The organism is Streptomyces sp. NPDC093252 (assembly GCF_040683675.1).
In the GTDB taxonomy this organism is placed as follows: Bacteria; Actinomycetota; Actinomycetes; order Streptomycetales; family Streptomycetaceae; genus Streptomyces.
Map to the genome: position 1 here is coordinate 120,599 of NZ_JBFBEM010000015.1, position 18,102 is coordinate 138,700.

Here is an 18,102-nt window from a genome sequence, read left to right on the forward strand (position 1 = left end):
CCGGCCGGGCGATCACTGACGCCCCGCCAATTGTCAGTGCCGGCGGGTTTACTGGACGCATGGACATCGCGCGGTGCCTGGACACCATCGACCAACTGTGCGCCCGCCCCTTCCCGGCGGCGCACGGCGGGTCGCACCCGGGCCGGGAGGGACCGGGCTTCTTCCTCACGGAGTGGACCGGGGGCACGGGCGACGGGGAGGCGGGTTCGGCGCAGGACACCGAGGACCTGGAGGCGCTGCGCGACGCGCTGGCCCAGCGCCTCGACGCCCGCTGGCCCCCGCAGCCCCGCCTGGGCACGGCGACCCTCAGAGTCCGCCTGGAGCGCGCCGAGGCGATACCCGACCCCTGGGCCGCCCTCGCCGTCCTGCTGGACGACCTGGACCTCTGGGAAGCGGCGGAACACGGCCGCTGGATAGCGCTGGGAGTGGCCCGGGGCCGGGCCCGGGAGGCGAGTCCGGGGCGACTGATCGCGGCGGTGACGGACGTGCCACCGGTGTGAGGGGGCGCCTCCGGCGGGGGGCGCTCGTGCGAGGGGTGCGGAGGGGTTTGCTCGCGTTGGGGGAGCGGGCGGGGCGGCGGTGGGTCCTGCTCGTCCGAGGGGCGCGGAACCGCACGCGGAACGCCACGCGACCCACATGATCAGCCACCCCCACACCCACACCCCCTCAGCCCTGTCCCCCACCTCCTCCGCACCCTTCACTCCTGCAACTCCCGCAGCGCCCGCTCCCTGGGCCCTGGGCCCGACGCCCCCGGCCCCTCAGCCCTCCCCGGGGCACACCCCCACCCGCAACTCCGGTCATAGCGGAGCACGAAGCACTCCGGCAGCCCCCTCAGCCCTCCCGGGGCACACCCCCACCCGCAACCTCCCCCCGCAACCGCCCGAACTCCTCCGTCATCGCCTCCACACTCCACCCCGCGTTCAACCCCGACGGATTCGGCAGTACCCACACCCGCGTCGCCCCGAACACCCGCTCCTGGGGCCCCACCGCTGCCTTCCGGTCGGCGAAGGCCGCGCGGTACGCCGTCACACCGACCACCGCCAGCCAGCGCGGGCGCAAACGCCCCACCTTCTCGGCGAGCAGCCGCCCGCCCTCCCGGTACTCCTCGGCGCTCAGCTCGTCCGCCCGCGCCGTCGCCCGTGCCACGACGTTCGTGATGCCGAGCCCGTACGACGGGAGGAGGTCCTGCTCGGCGGGGGCGAGGAGCCTCGGGGTGAAGCCGGAGCGGTGCAGCACCGGCCAGAAGCGGTTGCCCGGCCGGGCGAAGTGGTGGCCGGTGGCCGCCGTCATCAGGCCGGGATTGATGCCGCAGAACAGCACGTTGAGGCCGTCCGCGACCACGTCCGGGACGAGTCGGTCGCGGGCGGCCTCCAGCTCCGCGGGGGTGGGGCGACGGGTCAGAGGATCGCTCCCGGGGTGTAGCCCGCCGCCTCCGGGTGCCGCTTCACGATCTCCTCGATCCGGGCCACCACCGCGCCGACCTGGTCGGCGGCGGCGCCGGTGAAGGACAGCTTGTCGGCCATCAGCGCGTCCAGCCCCGCCCGGTCCAGCGGGATGCGCGCGTCCGCGGCCAGCTTGTCCAGCAGCTCATTGCGCTCGGCACCCCGCTCGCGCATGGCCAGCGCGGCGGCGACGGCGTTCTCCTTGATCGCCTCGTGCGCCTCCTCGCGGCCCACCCCCGCCCGCACCGACGCCATCAGCACCTTCGTCGTCGCGAGGAAGGGCAGATAGCGGTCCAGCTCACGGGCCACCACCGCGGGGAACGCGCCGAACTCGTCGAGCACGGTCAGGAACGTCTCCAGCAGCCCGTCCAGCGCGAAGAAGGCGTCCGGCAGCGCGACCCGGCGCACCACCGAGCAGGACACATCGCCCTCGTTCCACTGGTCGCCCGCCAGCTCGCCGGTCATCGAGGCGTAGCCGCGCAGGATGACCATCAGCCCGTTGACGCGCTCGCAGGAGCGGGTGTTCATCTTGTGCGGCATGGCGGAGGAGCCGACCTGGCCGGGCTTGAAACCCTCGGTGACCAGTTCGTGCCCGGCCATCAGCCGGACCGTCTTGGCCAGCGACGACGGGGCCGCCGCGAGCTGCACCAGCGCGGTGACCACCTCGTAGTCCAGCGAGCGCGGGTAGACCTGGCCGACCGAGGTGAAGGCGTGGGCGAAGCCGAGGTGTCCGGCGATCCGGCGCTCCAGCTCGGCCAGCCGCCCCGCGTCCCCGCCGAGCAGGTCCAGCATGTCCTGGGCGGTGCCGACCGGGCCCTTGATGCCGCGCAGCGGATAGCGGCCGAGCAGCTCCTCCAGCCGCCCGTAGGCCACCAGCAGCTCGTCGGCGGCGGTCGCGAACCGCTTGCCGAGGGTGGTGGCCTGCGCGGCCACATTGTGCGAGCGGCCGGCCATGACCAGCTCGCCGTACTCGCCGGAGAGCCTGCCCAGCCGGGCCAGGACCGCCACCGTACGGTCGCGCACCAGCTCCAGGGAGAGGCGGATCTGGAGCTGCTCGACGTTCTCGGTGAGGTCGCGGGAGGTCATGCCCTTGTGCACCTGCTCATGCCCGGCGAGGTCGTTGAACTCCTCGATCCGCGCCTTCACATCGTGCCGGGTGACCTTCTCGCGCTCGGCGATCGAGGCCAGGTCGACGGTGTCGAGCACCCGCTCGTAGTCGGCGATCGCCGTGTCCGGCACCTCGATCCCGAGGTCCTGCTGGGCGCGCAGCACGGCGAGCCAGAGCTGCCGCTCCAGCCTCACCTTCTGCTCGGGCGACCAGAGCGTGGCCAGCTCGGCGGAGGCATAGCGTCCGGCGAGCACATTGGGGATGCGGGGCTTGGCGGGTGCGGAAGTCACGTGCACCGAGTTTACGGGGTTCACCGGACCGCCCCCCCGCCCTCCCCCGTCCTCCTCCCGCAGGACCCCTCCGACCCCGGCGCGGCACCCCTCCGACCCACGCCCCCACCCCCACCCTCATGGCCGGTTCAGCGTCGCCCCACCCCCGCCCACGCGATTTCTGCAAGAAGGTGGATGAAGAAATGCCTGGTCAGGGACTTGGGCCCAGTTTTTGTCTAGACCTTTTTTGTCTAGACCTCTTGTGGCGAGAATGATCCACAGCTACGTTTCCGGCTGTCCAGGTGAAGTTCAAAATTCCGCCAACTCCCTTGACGTGCAAGGCCGGAAGGAGCCCCTCCGTATGCAGGACCGGAGTCTGTCCAGGCGTACCCTCCTCGCCTCCGCGACCGCTGTCGCGGGCGCCGGGGCCCTGGGGATGACCGCCACCCCCGCCCTCGCCACCGAGCGTCCCGCCACCCGGGACGCGCGCCTCCGAAGACTCATCGCCGGGATGAGCCTGGAGGCCAAGGTCGGCCAGCTCTTCGTCACCTATTTCTACGGCCACTCCGCCACCGCCCCCGCCCCGAACCACGAGACGAACAACCTCCGGGAACTGGGCGTCCGCAATGTCGCCGAGGCCATCGCCAAGTACCACCTCGGCGGGGTCATCTACTTCAGCGGCTGGGCCGGGAACATCCGCGATCTCCACCAGATCGCCGATCTCACCAACGGGGTGCAGCGCGCCTCGCTCGCCCTGCCCACCCCCATCCCCTCGCTGATCTCCATCGACCAGGAGCACGGCGCCAACACCCGGATCGGCAAGCCGGCCACCCAGATGCCCGGCGCGATGGCGTTCGGCGCCGGCCGCTCCACCTCCGACGCCCGCACCGCCGGGCAGATAGCCGGTGCCGAACTCGCGGCCCTCGGCATCTACCAGAACTTCGCCCCCGTCGCCGACGTCAATGTGAACCCGGCCAACCCGGTGATCAACGTCCGCTCCTTCGGCGCCGACCCGGTCGCCGTCGGCAAGCTGGTCGCCGCCCAGGTCCAGGGCTACCAGCGCGCCGGGGTCATCGCCTGCGCCAAGCACTTCCCGGGCCACGGCGACACCGGGGCCGACAGCCACACCCAGCTCCCGGTGATCACCCACACCCGCGAGGAGTGGGAGCGCATCGACGCCCCGCCGTTCCGGGCCGCCATCGCCGCCGGCGTCGACTCGATCATGACCGCCCACCTCCAGGTCCCCGCGCTGGACCCGAGCAACGACCCGGCCACGCTCTCGCCGATCATCCTCACCGATGTCCTGCGCGGCGAACTCGGCTTCGACGGAGTGATCGTCACCGACGCCCTCAACATGCAGGGCGTCCGCACCAAGTACGGCGACGACCGGGTGCCGGTGCTCGCCGTGAAGGCCGGCGTCGACCAGCTCCTCTTCCCGCCGAACCTGGACGTCGCCTTCAACGCCGTGGTCGCGGCGGTGCGCTCCGGCGAGCTGACCGAGGCCCGGATCGAGGAGTCCGTCCTGCGCATCCTGCGCCTCAAGGACAAGGTCGGCCTGCTCAGCGGCAGCCCCTACATCTCCCACGCGGAGGTCGACCGGACCGTCGGCACCCGCCGCAACCTGGCCACCGCCGACCGCATCACCGAGCGGACCACCACCCTGCTGGTCAACCGGGACGACACCCTCCCGCTCCGCCGCCGCCAGCGCAAACTGCTGGTCGTGGGCGCCAACCCGCTCTTCCCGGCCGACGCCGACCGGTACGCCCTGCCGTCGCTCACCACCGCGCTGGACGACCTCGGCTTCACCACCACGTCCATCGCCACCGGACGGGCCCCGGACACCGCCGCCATCGACGGTGCCGTGGCCGCCGCCACCGGCCGGGACGCGATCGTCGTCATCACCGACAACGTGGGCGCCACCAGCACCCAGCGCACCCTGGTCAGCCGCCTCGTCGCCACCGGCATCCCGGTGATCGCCGTCGCGGTCCGCAACCCCTACGACATCGCCCAGCTCAGCGGGGTCAAGGCGGCGCTCGCCACCTACTGCTGGACCGATGTCGAACTGCGGGCCGCCGCCCGGGTCATCGCCGGCCGGGTCGACCCGCGCGGCAAGCTCCCGGTACCGATCCAGCGCGCCGACGACCCGACCCGGGTCCTCTACCCCGCGGGCCACGGACTGTCGTACGACGACTGATCCGGCCCCCGGACGGGGTGTCCCGTTCCGGGACCGGGCGCCCCGGCATGGGCGGAGCCGATCTGACCGGCTCCGCCCATGCCTTTGCCACGACCTTCGGCACAGCTCTTGTCACGGTCCGCGGCACGGTTCCTGTCACGGCCCTCGGTCCGGCCTCCGGCAGGGGGCTCTTGCCGCGGCCTTTGGTGCGGCTCCTGGCGCGGCCCCGGGTACGGAGTCCGGCACGGCCCTCGTCACGACCCCGGGGTACGGGACCCTGCACGCCCTCCGCACGCCCTCCGCGCGCGCCCCCTGTCAGGCACCCTCGTACGGCAGCAGTTCGGGGCGTTTGGCCACGCGGCCGTCGCCCGACGAGCGGCCGGTCAGGCGGCGGCCGATCCAGGGCATCAGATGGGTCCGGGTGAAACGGGCGTCGGCGACCCGGCGGGCCACCCAGGCGGGCGGCGCGGACGGCGGCACCGGAACCCGCCAGTCCGGGTCCTCGGGCGGATGCCCCAGCCCCTGCCACACCGCCTCCGCCACCCGGCGGTGCCCCTCCGCCGTCAGATGCAGCCGGTCCACGTCCCACAGCCGGGGATCGGCGAGCGAGGGCGCCCCGTAGAGATCGACCACCACCGCCCCGTGCCGGGCGGCGAGATCGTCGACGCAGGCGAAGAGTTCCTCCATGCGCGGCCGGAACCGCTCCAGGACCGGGCCCTGCCGACCCGGGCTGCGCATCAGCACCAGCCGCCCGCAGGACGGGGCGAGCCGCTCGACGGCCTCGGTCAGCAGCCCGCGCACCCGGCCCATGTCGCACTTCGGGCGCAGGGTGTCGTTGAGCCCGCCGACCAGGGTCACCACATCGGCGCCCATCGCGGCGGCCACCTCGACCTGCTCGGCCACGATCTGCCCGATCAGCTTGCCCCGCACGGCGAGATTGGCGTACCGGAAACCGGGCGCCGAGGCGGCCATCCGGGCCGCCAGCAGATCGGCCCAGCCGCGGTAGGAGCCGTCGGGCAGCAGGTCCGACATGCCCTCGGTGAACGAGTCACCGACCGCGACCAGGCTGGAGTAGGGAGGCTGGGGGTGGGAGGAGGGGATCGTCTGCATGGCGTCGACGATGGTATCCCGAGGCGCATACCCAGCGGTCGGTCACCCCGGCCGCGCCCCCCTCCTCCCCGGTGCTCAGGCGTACTGTCCGAACAGCTCCCGCAGCACGTCCTCCATGGTCACCAGCCCGGCGAGGCGGCCGTCCTCCCCGAGCACCGCCGCCAGATGCGTCCGGCTGCCGCGCATCGCGGTCAGGACGTCGTCCAGCGGCGTGGACTGCCGGACCCGGGCGATGGCCCGCATGTCCCGCAGCCGGAACGGCTCCTCGCGGGGCGAGGCGTCCAGGGCGTCCTTCACATGGAGATAGCCCACGATCCGGCGGCCCTCGTCGACCACCGGGAAGCGGGAGAACCCCGACTCCGCCGACAGCCGCTCCAGCTCCTCCGGGGTGACCCCGACCCGCGCGTAGGTGACCCGCTCCAGCGGCATCATCACGTCGTTGACCGGTCTGCGGCCCAGCTCCAGCGCGTCGTGCAGCCGCTCCAGGGCCCGGTCGTCGATCAGCCCGGCCTCCCCGGAGTCCTTCACCAGCCGCGCCAGCTCGGCATCCGAGAACGTGGCCGTGACCTCGTCCTTCGTCTCGACCCGCAGCAGCTTCAGCAGGGTGTTGGCGAAGGCGTTGATGGTGAAGATCACCGGCCGCAGCGCCCGCGCCAGCGCCACCAGCGGCGGACCCAGCACCAGCGCGCTGCGCACCGGCTCGGCCAGCGCGATGTTCTTCGGCACCATCTCGCCGAGCAGCATGTGCAGATACGTCGCCAGCGTCAGCGCGATGACGAACGACACCACATGGCCCGCGCTCTCCGGCACCCCGACCGCGTGGAACACCGGCTCCAGCAGATGCTCGATGGCCGGCTCGGCGACCACACCGAGCACCAGGGTGCACAGCGTGATCCCGAGCTGCGCCGCCGCCATCAGCGCCGACACATGCCGCAGACCCCACAGCACCCGCTTGGCCCGCCGGTCGCCCTGCTCGGCGTACGGCTCTATCTGGGAGCGGCGCACCGAGATCAGCGCGAACTCGGCGCCGACGAAGAACGCGTTCACGAACAGGGTCGCGAGCCCGATCAGCAGTTGTACGGCGGTCACTTCGCCCCCTCCTCGTCCTCGTCATCGTCACTGTGACGCGCACCCGTCAGCGGGGCGTGCAGCAGCACCCGGGCCGCCCGGCGCCCGGAGGCGTCGACCACGTCCAGCCGCCAGCCGGTCACCTCCACGGTGTCGCCGCTCTCCGGGATCCGGCCCAGCTCGGTGGCCACCAGCCCGGCGAGCGTCTCGTACGGGCCGTCCGGGGCGCGCAGGCCGACGCGGGCGAGCTGGTCGATCCGGGCCGCGCCGTCCGCCGAGAAGAGGTTGTGCCCCTCGTCGTCGAGCCCGGCGGGCGCCAGGTCGGGCGTCTCCTGCGGGTCGTGCTCGTCCCGCACCTCGCCGACGACCTCCTCGACGATGTCCTCCAGCGTCGCGACCCCCGCCGTGCCGCCGTACTCGTCGATGACGACGGCCATCGTGCGCTTGCCGGACAGCCGGTCCAGGAGCCGGTCGACGGTGAGCGACTCGGGCACCAGGAGCGGTTCGCGCATCAGCTCGGCCACCGGGGTGCGCGGACGCTGATCCGCGGGCACCGCCAGGATGTCCTTGATGTGCGCGGTGCCGACCACCGCGTCCAGACTGCCCCGGTACACCGGGAACCGGGACAGCCCCGTCGCGCGGGTCGCGTTCGCCACGTCCTCGCAGGTCGCCTGCGCTTCGAGGGCGACGACCTGGACACGGGGGGTCATCACGTTCTCCGCGGTGAGATCGGCCAGGTTCAGCGTCCGGACGAACAGCTCGGCGGTGTCGGCCTCCAGCGCGCCCTCCTTGGCGGAGTGCCGGGCCAGCGCGGCCAGCTCCTGCGGTCCGCGGGCGGAGGCCAGCTCCTCGGCCGGCTCGATGCCGAACCGGCGCACGATCCGGTTGGCCGTGTTGTTCAGATGCGTGATGAACGGCCGGAACATCGCCGTGAACCAGCGCTGCGGCGTCGCCACGGTCCTCGCCACGGCCAGCGGCGAGGAGATCGCCCAGTTCTTCGGCACCAGCTCGCCGACGACCATCAGGAACACGGTCGACAGGGCCGTACCGAGCACCAGGGCGACCGAGGAGGCGGCGGAGCCGGAGATGCCGATCGCGCGCAGCGGACCGGCGATCAGCCGCGCGATGGAGGGCTCGGCCAGCATGCCGACGACCAGATTGGTCACGGTGATGCCGAGCTGGGCGCCGGAGAGCTGGAACGTCAGATTCCGTACGGCCTTGAGGGCGCTCGGCGCGCCCCGCTCGCCGCGCTCCACGGCCCGTTCCAGCTCGCCCCGCTCGACGGTGGTGAGGGAGAACTCGGCGGCGACGAAGGCGCCGCAGGCCAGTGACAGCAGGATCGCCACCAGCAGCAGGAGCACCTCGGTCATCGGTTCACCTCCGTCCCAGGATCGGACAGGGCCGGGAGGTACGCGCGATGTCGCGCGGGGCGCGTACGGCGGGTACCGCGCGTACGGCGGGTGGTGCGGGAGTTGCGGCAGCCGGTATGCCGGCTACTGGGAGGTTCGTCCACGGTGGACGCTCACACCTTTCTTGAAGACCTGAGGCCATGACGCCGGGCAGGGCGCCATGGGGGAAACCGAAGTGTGCCTCAATCGTAAAGGAGGGGCAAAGGGATCAGGATGTGAGCGACTTCACCCAGCGACGCCACTCCTCCTGCGGTGCGTACCCCGCCGCCCGCCACGCGTGATGGGCCCGCTCATTGTCGGTCAGCACCATCGCGTCGCCGCGCCGGCCCCCCAGTGCCGCGAACCGCTCCTCAGCGGCGGCCAGCAGCGCGGAGCCGATGCCCCGGCGCCGGTACCCGGGGTGCACCGCCAGCCGGTACAGATGGCACCGCCAGCCGTCGAAACCGGCGATCACCGTGCCCACCAGCTCCCCGTCCGCCTCGGCCAGCACCAGGGCCCCGGGGTCACGGTCGACCAGCCGCTCCACCCCCGCCCGGTCGTCACTGATGCTGGTCCCCTCGGCGGCCGTCCTCCAGAAGGCCAGCACCGTGTCCAGATCGGCGGGGGCGGCGGGGCGTATGCGCGGTTCGGTCATGGTGGCGATCAGAGCACGGGCCAGGGTCCCGGCAGAAGCGGGTTTCCGGTATCCGGACACCAGGGGCCGTGAGCAGGGGCATCGCCGGTCGGGCCAAGCCGCAACCGGGCGCGCGGGGGCGAGCACACGCCCTTGCCGCTGCTAGCGCCTCGGCGCTAGCGTCGACCCATGGCGAAGACCCAGCTCAACGTCCGGGTGGACGAGGACACCGCGCGCGCCGCCCGGGAACGCGCCCTGGCCCGCGGGATGAGCGTCAACCGCTACATCGAGGAACTCGTCCGGCAGGACACCGGGGAGGCGGGACGCACCTTCGTGGAGGCCGCGGCCGACTTCATGAAGCAGTACGAGACCGTGTTCTCCGCGTTCTCCGCAGAATTCGAAGAGCCCGCAGGCTCTGTACGGTCCTCAGGGGCCTCAGGGACCGGTGGATCCGCGGATCCCGCAGAGTTCGACGGGCGTCGCTGAGCCGTTGAACGACCTCCGGATCGATCTCGCCTGGCTCCTGATGCTCGCCGAACAGAAGACCCCCGGAGACCCCCAGGTCACCGACTGGGGCGCCCTCGTCGCGGCGGTCGCCCGCCATCGCGCCGAGATATTCGACGTCCCCGTCTACGACACACCCCACGCGCGCGCCGCGGCCCTGCTCCAACTGCTCCTGCACGTGCCCGCGCTGGAGCGGAACAACGCCCTGTTCGCCTCCGCCGTCGCCTACGCCTATCTCGTCGCCAGCGGCGTCAAGGTCACCACCTCGCCCGAGCAGGTGCGCGACCTGGCCCGGCTGGTCAAGACCGGCCGGGCGACGCTCCCGGACATCGCCGACGAACTGCGCCGCTGGAGCCGGTGAGCCACGGGTCCGCCCAAGGGTCCCGCCCCGCTCAGACCGTCCGCACGTCCGACAGCGGGCGCCACGCCATCCCCAGCGAGCAGTACGACGCCGGCAGCACCGGGCCCTTCTCCGGCAGCAGGACCCTCCGGTAGGGGCCCAGGTCGAACCCGGCCGCGCGCAGGGCGCCGACCGGGTCGCGGGCGAGATGGCAGCCGCCGTTCAGCCGGGGCCACAGGGTGCCGTCCAGCGCACGCTGCGCTGTCCGCATCAGCGTGCCCCCGCCCCGGCCGTGCTCGAAGAACCGCACCTCACCGCCCGGCCGCAGCACCCGCCGCACCTCCCGCAGCGCCCGCCGCACGTCCCGGACGCTGCACAGCACCAGGGACAGCACCACCGCGTCGAAGCCCGCGTTCCCGACCGGCAGCGCCTCCGCCGTGCCCGGCACCACATCGACCGGCACGGCGGCCCGCAGCGCGGCGTCCACCGCCAGCCGCCGCAGCACCCGCTCCGGCTCGATCGCGACGACCTCGGCGACGGTACGCGGATAGTGGGCGAAGTTGAGGCCGTTGCCCGCGCCGACCTCCAGCACCCGCCCGGACAGCCCGGCGAGCAGCCGGTCCCGCACCCCGGCCATGCCCATCCGGGTCTCGGCGGTGACACTGATCCGTGCGTAGTAGCGGGCGAACAGCGGGTGGTGCACGGGATCCCGGCGCTCCCCGTCGTCCCCGCCCTCCCCGCGCGCCCTCGTCGACCGTGACGCCATGGGACCTCCTTCACCGGCCGGGCCGCCCTACGCCGATTGTCCCCGCGCGGCCCGTCGCGCACCCACCGAGGTCCCGGCGCCGGAGTCCCCCGAGCCCCGGTCCCCAGCCTTCCAGCGACCCCGCCCCCCGAACCCCCCTACCCCCGAGCCCCCTCCCGCACCGTGAACGACTCCGCGTCCCAGGTTCCGTCCAGGCGGGGCGCCAGCCAGCCCGGGGACGCCGCGCGGAACGCCGTCGGGGCGAGCCGTCCGGCGTGTTCCGGGAGGGCGCCCAGCAGGGGAGCGCCCGCCACCTCCGGCAGGTCCGCCAGATTGCAGCGGGCGGCGAGACCAGGCGCGGCCGGCCAGCTCCCGATCACCACACCCAGCGGGGCCAGGCCCCGGCGCCGCAGCTCGCGGGCGGTCAGCTCGGTGGTGTTGAGGGTGCCGAGCCCGGCGGGGGCCACGATCACCACCGGGGCGGCCAGCAGTTCAGCCGCGTCGGCCAGGGTGCCGCCCGCCGGGTCGAAGCGGACCAGCAGCCCGCCCGCGCCCTCGACCAGCACCAGATCGTGCTCGGTGGCCAGTTTGGCGGCGGTCTCGGCGACGTCGGCCGGGTGCACCGGGGCCCGTCCGGCCCGCCGCGCGGCCGTGGCCGGGGCCAGCGGATCCGGGTAGCGGGCGAGTTCGGCGGCCGTCACGTCCCCCGCCAGCCGCGCCACCTCCGCCGCGTCCCCCGGTTCGTCGGGCCCTACGCCCGTCTGCGCGGCCTTCAGGACGGCCACCGAGCGGCCCGCCGCGCGCGCGGTCGCGGCGAGCGCGGCGGTGGCGATCGTCTTGCCGACCTCCGTGCCGGTGCCGGTGATCACCAGTACGGCCATCTCAGCCCTCCCGCGCCGCCGCGCACACGGCGCGGCCGATCCGTGCCAGATCCTCGTCACCGGTGATGTACGGCGGCATGGTGTAGAGCAGATCGCGGAACGGCCGCAGCCACACCCCCGCGCGCACCGCCGCCGCCGTCGCCCGGCGCATGTCCACCGGACGGTCGAGCTGGACCACGCCGATCGCCCCGAGGACCCGCACCTCGCGCACGCCCGGCAGCTCCGCCGCCGGTTCCAGCGCCGTGCGCAGTCCCGTCTCGATCCGCTTGATCTCCGCCCGCCAGTCCTGGGCGAGGAGCAGCTCGACGGAGGCGCGGGCCACGGCCGCGGCGAGCGGGTTGCCCATGAACGTCGGGCCGTGTGCCAGCACCGGCACCTCGCCCCGGGAGATCCCGGCCGCCACCCGCGCGGTGCACAGCGTCGCCGCCAGGGTCATGTATCCGCCGGTCAGCGCCTTGCCGACACACATCACATCCGGCGTCACCGCCGCGTGGTCCGCCGCGAACAGGGCGCCCGTCCGCCCGAAGCCGGTGGCGATCTCGTCGAACACCAGCAGCACGTCATGGGCGTCGCACGCCTCGCGCAGCACCCGCAGATAGTCCGGGGAGTGGAACCGCATCCCGCCCGCGCCCTGCACCACCGGCTCCACGATCACCGCGGCCACCTCGGGCGCGTGCCGCTCGATCGTGCGCCGCAGATGCTCGGCGTACTCCTCGTCGAAGCCCGCGGGCGGGGCGTCGGCGAAGATCTGGCGGGGCAGCACCCCGCTCCACAGTTCGTGCATCCCGCCCTCGGGGTCGCACACCGACATCGGGTTCCAGGTGTCGCCGTGGTAGCCGCCGCGCCAGGTCAGCAGCCGCCGCTTGGCGGGGCGGCCCAGCGACCGCCAGTACTGGAGGCACATCTTCACCGCGACCTCGACCGACACCGACCCGGAGTCGGCCAGGAACACATGCTCAAGTCCGTCCGGCGCGATGTCGACCAGCAGCTTCGCCAGCCGTACGGCGGGCTCATGGGTGAGCCCGCCGAACATCACATGGCTCATCCGCCCCAACTGCCCGGTCACGGCCTCGTTCAGCACCGGGTGCTGGTAGCCGTGGATCGCCGACCACCAGGACGACATGCCGTCGACCAGCTCGCCCGAGCCGTCCGCCAGCCGCAGCCGCACCCCGCTCGCCGACTCCACCACCAGCGGCTCGACCAGCCCCGGCATCGGCCCGTACGGATGCCACACATGCCGCCGGTCCAGCTCCAGCAGTTCGGCGACCGTGCCCTCACGCATTGGGCGCGAGATCCGTTCCCGCGCCCCGCCGCCGCACCGCGACCAGATCCGTACGGACCTCGCCGGGCAGCGCCTGACCACCCGCGGGGACCGTGTGGCCGCTCGCGGGGACCGTCTGGCCCCCCGCGGGCACCGCCTCCGCCGCCCCCGTCCCGCAGCCGTCGCCACCGTCCCCGTCCCCGCAGCCCGCGGCCCCGCCGCACCCGGCGGTCGCCGCCGCCCGGTGCTCCGGCAGCGTCACCTCGTCCGCGCCCTCCACCTCGAACCCGGCGTCGGCGATCATCTCCAGGTCGGCCTTCCCGGCCTGCCCCTCGGTGGTGAGATAGTCGCCGAGGAAGAGGGAGTTGGCCAGATGCAGGGCGAGCGGCTGGAGGGTGCGCAGATGGACCTCGCGCCCGCCCGCGATCCGCACCTCGGCGTCCGGGCAGACGAACCGCACCATCGCCAGGATGCGCAGACAGCGCTGCGGCGTCAGATGCCACTCGCCGCCCAGCGGGGTGCCCTCCACCGGGATCAGGAAGTTCACCGGCACCGAGTCCGGGTCCAGCGCGCGCAGCGAGAAGACGACGTCGACCAGTTCCGCGTCCGGTTCGCCCATGCCCGCGATCAGCCCCGAGCAGGCCGACAGCCCCGCCGCGTGCGCCCGGCGCACGGTGTCCACCCGGTCGGCGTAGGTGTGGGTGGTGGTGATGTCGGCGTAGGTCGCCTCGGAGGTGTTGAGGTTGTGGTTGTAGGCGTCGGCGCCCGCCTCGCGCAGCCGCTCCGCCTGGCCGTCGGAGAGCAGCCCGAGGCAGGCGCACACCTCGATGTTCTCGTGCTCGTCCTTGATGGCCCTGATGGTCTTCGAGACCCGGTCCACGTCCCGGTCGGTGGGCCCGCGCCCGCTCGCCACCAGACAGACCCGCTTGGCGCCGCCCGCCAGCCCGGCAGCGGCGGCGGCGGTCGCCTCGTCCGGCTTGAGCCAGGTGTACTTGAGGATCCCGGTCGTGGAGCCGAGCCGCTGGGAGCAGTAGGAGCAGTCCTCCGGGCAGAGACCGGACTTGAGATTGACGAGGTAGTTCAGCTTCACCCGGCGGCCGAACCAGTGGCGGCGCACCTTCCCGGCCGCCGCCACCACATCGAGCACGTCGTCGTCGGAAGTGGCGAGAACGGCCAGGGCCTCCTCGCGGGTCGGCAGCTCGCGCCGAAGCCCCTTGTCCACCAGCGTGTTCAGCAGGTCCATGGAAGCCGATCCTGTCCTAAGGAGCCGCTCCGGGCCAAGGAGAGTTCGTACAAAGGGAGGCACCGGAGGTGTGGGTATCGCCACACCGTGGGGGGCCGATGCTGCGACTAGGGTCTGTGCACTGCCTACAAATTCCCCCCGCCTGTCCAATTCCCTTCCCTGTCCCCTTCCCCCTTCCCCCTTCCCCTTCCCCGTCCCCGGAGGAGCCATGGCGTTCGGCTGGATCGACGAGCAGGCGCGCGTACGCCGCCGCGCCGGGCTCGTCCGGACCCTGCGGCCGAGGCCGGCCGACGCGCCGCTGCTGGATCTCGCGAGCAACGACTACCTCGGACTCGCCCGGCACCCCGAGGTCACCGAGGGCGCCGCCGTCGCCGCGCGGCACTGGGGCGCGGGCGCCACCGGCTCCCGGCTGGTCACCGGCTCCACCGAACTCCACGCCGAACTGGAACGCGAACTGGCCGCCTTCTGCGGCGTCGAGGCCGCCCTGGTCTTCTCCTCCGGGTACGCGGCCAATCTCGCCGCCGTCACCGCGCTGGCCCCGCACGGCACGCTGATCGTCTCCGACGCGGGCAATCACGCCTCCCTCATCGACGGCTGCCGGCTGGCCCGCGGCACCACCCAGGTCGTCCCGCACGCCGAGCCGGACGCCGTCCGCAAGGCGCTGCGCACCCATGACGGGCCCGCCGTGGCGGTCTCCGACACCGTGTTCTCGGTCGACGGCGACGCCGCCCCGCTCGCGGAGCTGGCCGGGGCGTGCCGGGAGCGCGGGGCGGGGCTGGTGGTGGACGACGCGCATGGGCTGGGCGTGCTGGGCGACGGCGGCCGGGGCGCGGCGCACGGGGCGGGTTTCGCGGGCGCGCCGGACGTGGTGGTGACGGCGACCCTGTCGAAGTCGCTGGGCAGCCAGGGCGGGGTGGTCCTCGGACCGGCCGCGGTCATCGACCATCTGGTCAACGCGGCCCGGACCTTCATCTTCGACACTGGGCTCGCCCCGGCGGCGGCGGGCGGCGCGCTCGCGGCGCTGCGGCTGCTGGTCCGGGAACCCGGGCGGGCCGCCCGCGCGCGGGCCGTCGCCGCGGAGCTGCACGCCCGGCTGACGGCGCTGGGCCTGACGGCGGTCCGGCCGGACGCGGCGGTGGTGTCGGTGCGGGCGCCGTCCCCGGAGGGGGCCGTGCGGTGGGCCGCGGACTGCCGCGCGGCCGGGCTGGCCGTGGGCTGCTTCCGCCCGCCGTCGGTGCCCGACGGCATCTCGCGGCTGCGGCTGACGGCCCGCGCGGACCTCTCCGGGGAACAGGTGGAGCACGCCGTCCGGGTCATCGGCGGGACGCGGCCATGAGTCGGCGGACCGCGGCCGGGTACCGCCGGGGCGATGACCGGAACGGATCGTTCCAGGTGCTGGATGCGCTCGGTGTGCCGGATGTGCTGGATGTGCTGGACGTGCCCGGTGGATTCAGCGCGCGGCGTGGAACGCCGCGGTGAACCCCGCCCAGCTCTCGGGGGAGAAGAGCAGCGCGGGTCCGGACGGATCCTTGGAGTCGCGCACGGCGAGCAGACCGGCCCAGGGGCCGCGGGGCGGCCGGGCCGTCTCGACGCAGTTGTTCGCGCCGGTGCTGTGGCTGCTGCGCAGCCATCGCACGCCGTGCAGTCGGTCGGTGGAGGGGACGTGTCGAGGCAGTGCGGTCATGGTGCCTCCCTATGCGCCATATGAGCCGTCACTTATCCCGGCGAGGTAATCGAGCGAGTCCGCGGGGGAAAGCGCGTGGTGCTGAAGCGTGCGGAAGGACTCGCTGTAGGCCACTAGGTCTTCTTTCCGTTCCAGATGGAGGCTACTCGTCATGTGGTCGAGAACAACCACATCCAGATCGGAAGTGCGCGAAAACGAGAAGATAACGAAAGGCCCCGTGACCCCGATATGCGCTCCGGCGGAGAACGGCAGCACCTGGAGCCGCACTTGCGGCAGCAGCGCCGCCTCGGCCAGTTGCGCGAGCTGACGTGCCATCACCTCCGGCCCGCCGACCTCCCGCCGCAGCACCGCCTCGTCCAGTACGGCGCTCAGCTCCAGCGGCGGATGCGCCCGCAGCACGTCCTGCCGGGCCAGCCGCACCTCCACCAGCGCGTCCAGTCGCTGGTCGTCCAGCCCTTCGACGGCCGCCCGGGTCACCGCGCGGGCGTACTCCCGGGTCTGGAGCAGCCCGGGGATCACCGAGGTCTCCAGCGTCCGCATGGCGGTGGCCTGCGACTCCAGGCTGATGAAGTCCCGGTACGTCGGCGGCAGCACCCCGCGGTAGGCGTGCCACCAGTGGTGCCGGCCGCCCTCCTCGGAGCCTGCCAGCACCAGGAGCAGTTCCCGCAGATCGGGGTCGTCGACGCCATAGGCGTCCAGCAGTAACCGGACGTCGGCGGGCTTCACACCGCTGGCGCCGGTCTCGATCCGGCTGACCTTCGACTGGTGCCAGCCGACCAGACCGGCCGCCTCGCCACTGGTGAGCCCCACGCGGGTGCGCAGGGCGCGCAATTCCGCGCCCAGCTTCCGGCGGCGCACCACGGGACCGTGCTGCATGGGGTACTCCTTACTCCTTCCGGGCCGCCCAAATACGCTCTGCCGTCGCAGAGTTCACCGCATTGAGCGACAGATATATGCATATCTTGGTGGATCGCCACCCGGACCGTCGCACTAGTGGCAGGCTGGGCGATGTAGCACCAGTCCGGGACCGTACTCGAACCATCCGCTTCCGTGTCGGACCGCGGTCCCGTGGGAAAGGGACGACGTCGCCATGGCAGATCATCTGGAAGCATCCGTCACTCTGCCGAGCGATGCCGCCTCGGTGTCCGCGGCCCGCGGCTTCGTGGCCGACACCCTCGTCGAATGGGGGCTCCCGGCGGCCTCGGACCTCGCGGACAGCGTCCGCCTCATCGTCTCGGAACTCGCCACCAACGCCGTCCAGCACACGTTCGGGCTGTCGCCCACCTTCACGGTGGACCTCGAACTCGCGCGCGACGAGCGGCTCCGCCTCGGGGTGACGGACAGTCACCCCCGGTTCCCCAAGCGGCTTCCGGCCGCGGTGCAGCAGGACAACGGGCGGGGACTGGTCATCATCCGCTGGCTGGCCGCCGAGAGCGGCGGAAAGCTCAGGGTCCACGCCACGCCCGAGGGCGGCAAGACGGTGTCCATCGAACTCCCCTGGACGGTCCCGGCCCGCCCGGTGACGACAACGGGCCAGCAGGAACCATGAGCCCGCGTTCCGCGCCGATGCCAGGAAACGTTTCGGCGGACCGGGGCGGCGCCCGGTGTTCGGCCGGTGGGGGAGGCGTTGGCCCCGAATTTTTGCCTGGCGGCGCCTTCGGTGACGGGGGGAGGGCCATCCCCGGCTCTTGCCTGGGGGCGCCTTCGGCGACGAGGGGAGGAGCCGGCCCCGACTCCTGGTCGGCGGTCCGTTGGCGACGGGGGGAGGGGCGGACCGGGTCCCGGGAAGCGGAGCGGAGGGGGCGGGAGGCCCCGGACGGGCTTCCGGGCGCCCGGCTCGACCCCGGGGACCCCAGGGCCGTCCGGGGCGCGCCACGGGCCCTGCGCGGGGCCCGGTGCCGTCCCGTGTGGCCAGGGGGCCCGGAAGCCACTCCTGGTGCACCGGGTGGCCCGCCGGGGCCCGTACCGCCCGCCGGGGCCGCCTGCGGCGCGCAGCGCCCTCTCGGGCGACCGGCACAGGCCGTCGCGCTGCGATGCGCGGCGACGCGCGGCCCGTCCCGCCCCGGGAGCGGGCCGCCGTGCGGAGGGCGGCGCGTCGGGGCGCGTACCGCCCGCCACAACCCGCCTCCCGCGCGAGCGAACCGCCGTCGCGGTCCGCGCGGGACCGCTCGCCCGTCACGACGAGCGGCCACGCCCGCACGAGAACCACCCACCCCCGCCGGACCGGTGACGGCCCGTCACCGGTGTCCCCG

General features: G+C 73.4%; 18 protein-coding genes. 6 read left to right on the forward strand and 12 right to left on the reverse strand.

The genetic code is table 11. The annotated features are described in order from the left end of the window. The first annotated feature begins 59 nt into the window (after positions 1-59). Positions 60-500 (forward strand): hypothetical protein, encoded by a 441-nt coding sequence (locus tag AB0O01_RS28725; RefSeq protein ID WP_365317800.1) that lies wholly within the window; start codon positions 60-62, stop codon positions 498-500. A gap of 331 nt (positions 501-831) precedes the next feature. On the opposite strand, the gene mug is transcribed toward AB0O01_RS28725, so the two are convergent. Both mug and purB read right to left on the reverse strand, forming a co-directional pair. Further along, the gene (mug, locus tag AB0O01_RS28730) at positions 832-1,341 is read right to left on the reverse strand and encodes a G/U mismatch-specific DNA glycosylase (protein WP_365317802.1); all 510 of its coding nucleotides are present in this window, start codon (positions 1,339-1,341) and stop codon (positions 832-834) included. A gap of 56 nt (positions 1,342-1,397) precedes the next feature. Further along, positions 1,398-2,840, reverse strand: coding sequence for an adenylosuccinate lyase (purB, locus tag AB0O01_RS28735; protein ID WP_365317804.1), 1,443 nt, complete (start codon positions 2,838-2,840; stop codon positions 1,398-1,400). 340 nt (positions 2,841-3,180) lie between these two features. On the opposite strand from purB, the gene AB0O01_RS28740 reads away from it, so the two are divergent. Next, the gene (locus AB0O01_RS28740) at positions 3,181-5,013 is read left to right on the forward strand and encodes a glycoside hydrolase family 3 protein (RefSeq protein WP_365317806.1); all 1,833 of its coding nucleotides are present in this window, start codon (positions 3,181-3,183) and stop codon (positions 5,011-5,013) included. A 294-nt stretch (positions 5,014-5,307) separates the two neighbouring features. On the opposite strand, the gene AB0O01_RS28745 is transcribed toward AB0O01_RS28740, so the two are convergent. The 4 genes from AB0O01_RS28745 to AB0O01_RS28760 all read right to left on the reverse strand — a co-directional run bounded on the left by AB0O01_RS28745 (position 5,308) and on the right by AB0O01_RS28760 (position 9,213). Then, on the reverse strand, positions 5,308-6,102 hold the full coding sequence (locus AB0O01_RS28745) for an SGNH/GDSL hydrolase family protein (protein ID WP_365317808.1): 795 nt from the start codon (positions 6,100-6,102) through the stop codon (positions 5,308-5,310). A gap of 75 nt (positions 6,103-6,177) precedes the next feature. Then, positions 6,178-7,191 carry a hemolysin family protein gene (locus AB0O01_RS28750; RefSeq protein WP_365317810.1) on the reverse strand — a complete coding sequence of 338 codons (1,014 nt, stop codon included), beginning with the start codon at positions 7,189-7,191 and terminating at the stop codon, positions 6,178-6,180. Beyond that, entirely contained in the window at positions 7,188-8,540 is a 1,353-nt protein-coding gene (locus AB0O01_RS28755) for a hemolysin family protein (RefSeq protein ID WP_365317812.1), read from the reverse strand. The genes AB0O01_RS28750 and AB0O01_RS28755 overlap by 4 nt, the downstream gene beginning before the upstream one ends. A gap of 247 nt (positions 8,541-8,787) precedes the next feature. Further along, a complete protein-coding gene (locus AB0O01_RS28760; protein WP_365317814.1) occupies positions 8,788-9,213 on the reverse strand; it encodes a GNAT family N-acetyltransferase in 426 nt (141 codons plus the stop codon). Between the two features lie 168 nt (positions 9,214-9,381). Between AB0O01_RS28760 and AB0O01_RS28765 the strand changes: the two genes are divergently transcribed. Next, positions 9,382-9,678: a toxin-antitoxin system HicB family antitoxin gene (locus AB0O01_RS28765; protein ID WP_365317816.1), complete on the forward strand. Its 297-nt coding sequence runs from the start codon at positions 9,382-9,384 to the stop codon at positions 9,676-9,678. Between the two features lie 4 nt (positions 9,679-9,682). After that, positions 9,683-10,057, forward strand: a complete 375-nt coding sequence (locus tag AB0O01_RS28770) for a fic family toxin-antitoxin system, toxin component (protein ID WP_365317818.1) — start codon at positions 9,683-9,685, stop codon at positions 10,055-10,057. Between the two features lie 31 nt (positions 10,058-10,088). On the opposite strand, the gene AB0O01_RS28775 is transcribed toward AB0O01_RS28770, so the two are convergent. The 4 genes from AB0O01_RS28775 to bioB form a co-directional block, all read right to left on the reverse strand. Continuing rightward, a complete protein-coding gene (locus tag AB0O01_RS28775; protein ID WP_365317819.1) occupies positions 10,089-10,802 on the reverse strand; it encodes a class I SAM-dependent methyltransferase in 714 nt (237 codons plus the stop codon). 137 nt (positions 10,803-10,939) lie between these two features. After that, positions 10,940-11,662 carry a dethiobiotin synthase gene (gene bioD, locus AB0O01_RS28780; protein ID WP_365317821.1) on the reverse strand — a complete coding sequence of 241 codons (723 nt, stop codon included), beginning with the start codon at positions 11,660-11,662 and terminating at the stop codon, positions 10,940-10,942. A gap of 1 nt (position 11,663) precedes the next feature. Further along, the gene (locus tag AB0O01_RS28785; RefSeq protein WP_365317822.1) at positions 11,664-12,944 is read right to left on the reverse strand and encodes an adenosylmethionine--8-amino-7-oxononanoate transaminase; all 1,281 of its coding nucleotides are present in this window, start codon (positions 12,942-12,944) and stop codon (positions 11,664-11,666) included. Further along, positions 12,937-14,166 carry a biotin synthase BioB gene (gene bioB, locus AB0O01_RS28790; protein ID WP_365317824.1) on the reverse strand — a complete coding sequence of 410 codons (1,230 nt, stop codon included), beginning with the start codon at positions 14,164-14,166 and terminating at the stop codon, positions 12,937-12,939. Before bioB ends, AB0O01_RS28785 begins: the two co-directional genes overlap by 8 nt. Before the next feature lie 208 nt (positions 14,167-14,374). Between bioB and AB0O01_RS28795 the strand changes: the two genes are divergently transcribed. After that, positions 14,375-15,502, forward strand: coding sequence for an 8-amino-7-oxononanoate synthase (locus AB0O01_RS28795; RefSeq protein WP_365317825.1), 1,128 nt, complete (start codon positions 14,375-14,377; stop codon positions 15,500-15,502). A 114-nt stretch (positions 15,503-15,616) separates the two neighbouring features. Here the strand turns inward: AB0O01_RS28795 and AB0O01_RS28800 are convergent, their stop codons facing one another. After that, entirely contained in the window at positions 15,617-15,850 is a 234-nt protein-coding gene (locus AB0O01_RS28800; RefSeq protein WP_365317826.1) for a DUF397 domain-containing protein, read from the reverse strand. 9 nt (positions 15,851-15,859) lie between these two features. Continuing rightward, positions 15,860-16,726 carry a helix-turn-helix transcriptional regulator gene (locus AB0O01_RS28805; RefSeq protein ID WP_365317827.1) on the reverse strand — a complete coding sequence of 289 codons (867 nt, stop codon included), beginning with the start codon at positions 16,724-16,726 and terminating at the stop codon, positions 15,860-15,862. Positions 16,727-16,940: 214 nt separating this feature from the next. Between AB0O01_RS28805 and AB0O01_RS28810 the strand changes: the two genes are divergently transcribed. Beyond that, complete coding sequence (locus AB0O01_RS28810) at positions 16,941-17,399, forward strand: ATP-binding protein (protein ID WP_365317829.1); 459 nt, start codon at positions 16,941-16,943, stop codon at positions 17,397-17,399. The last annotated feature ends 703 nt before the right edge of the window (positions 17,400-18,102 follow it).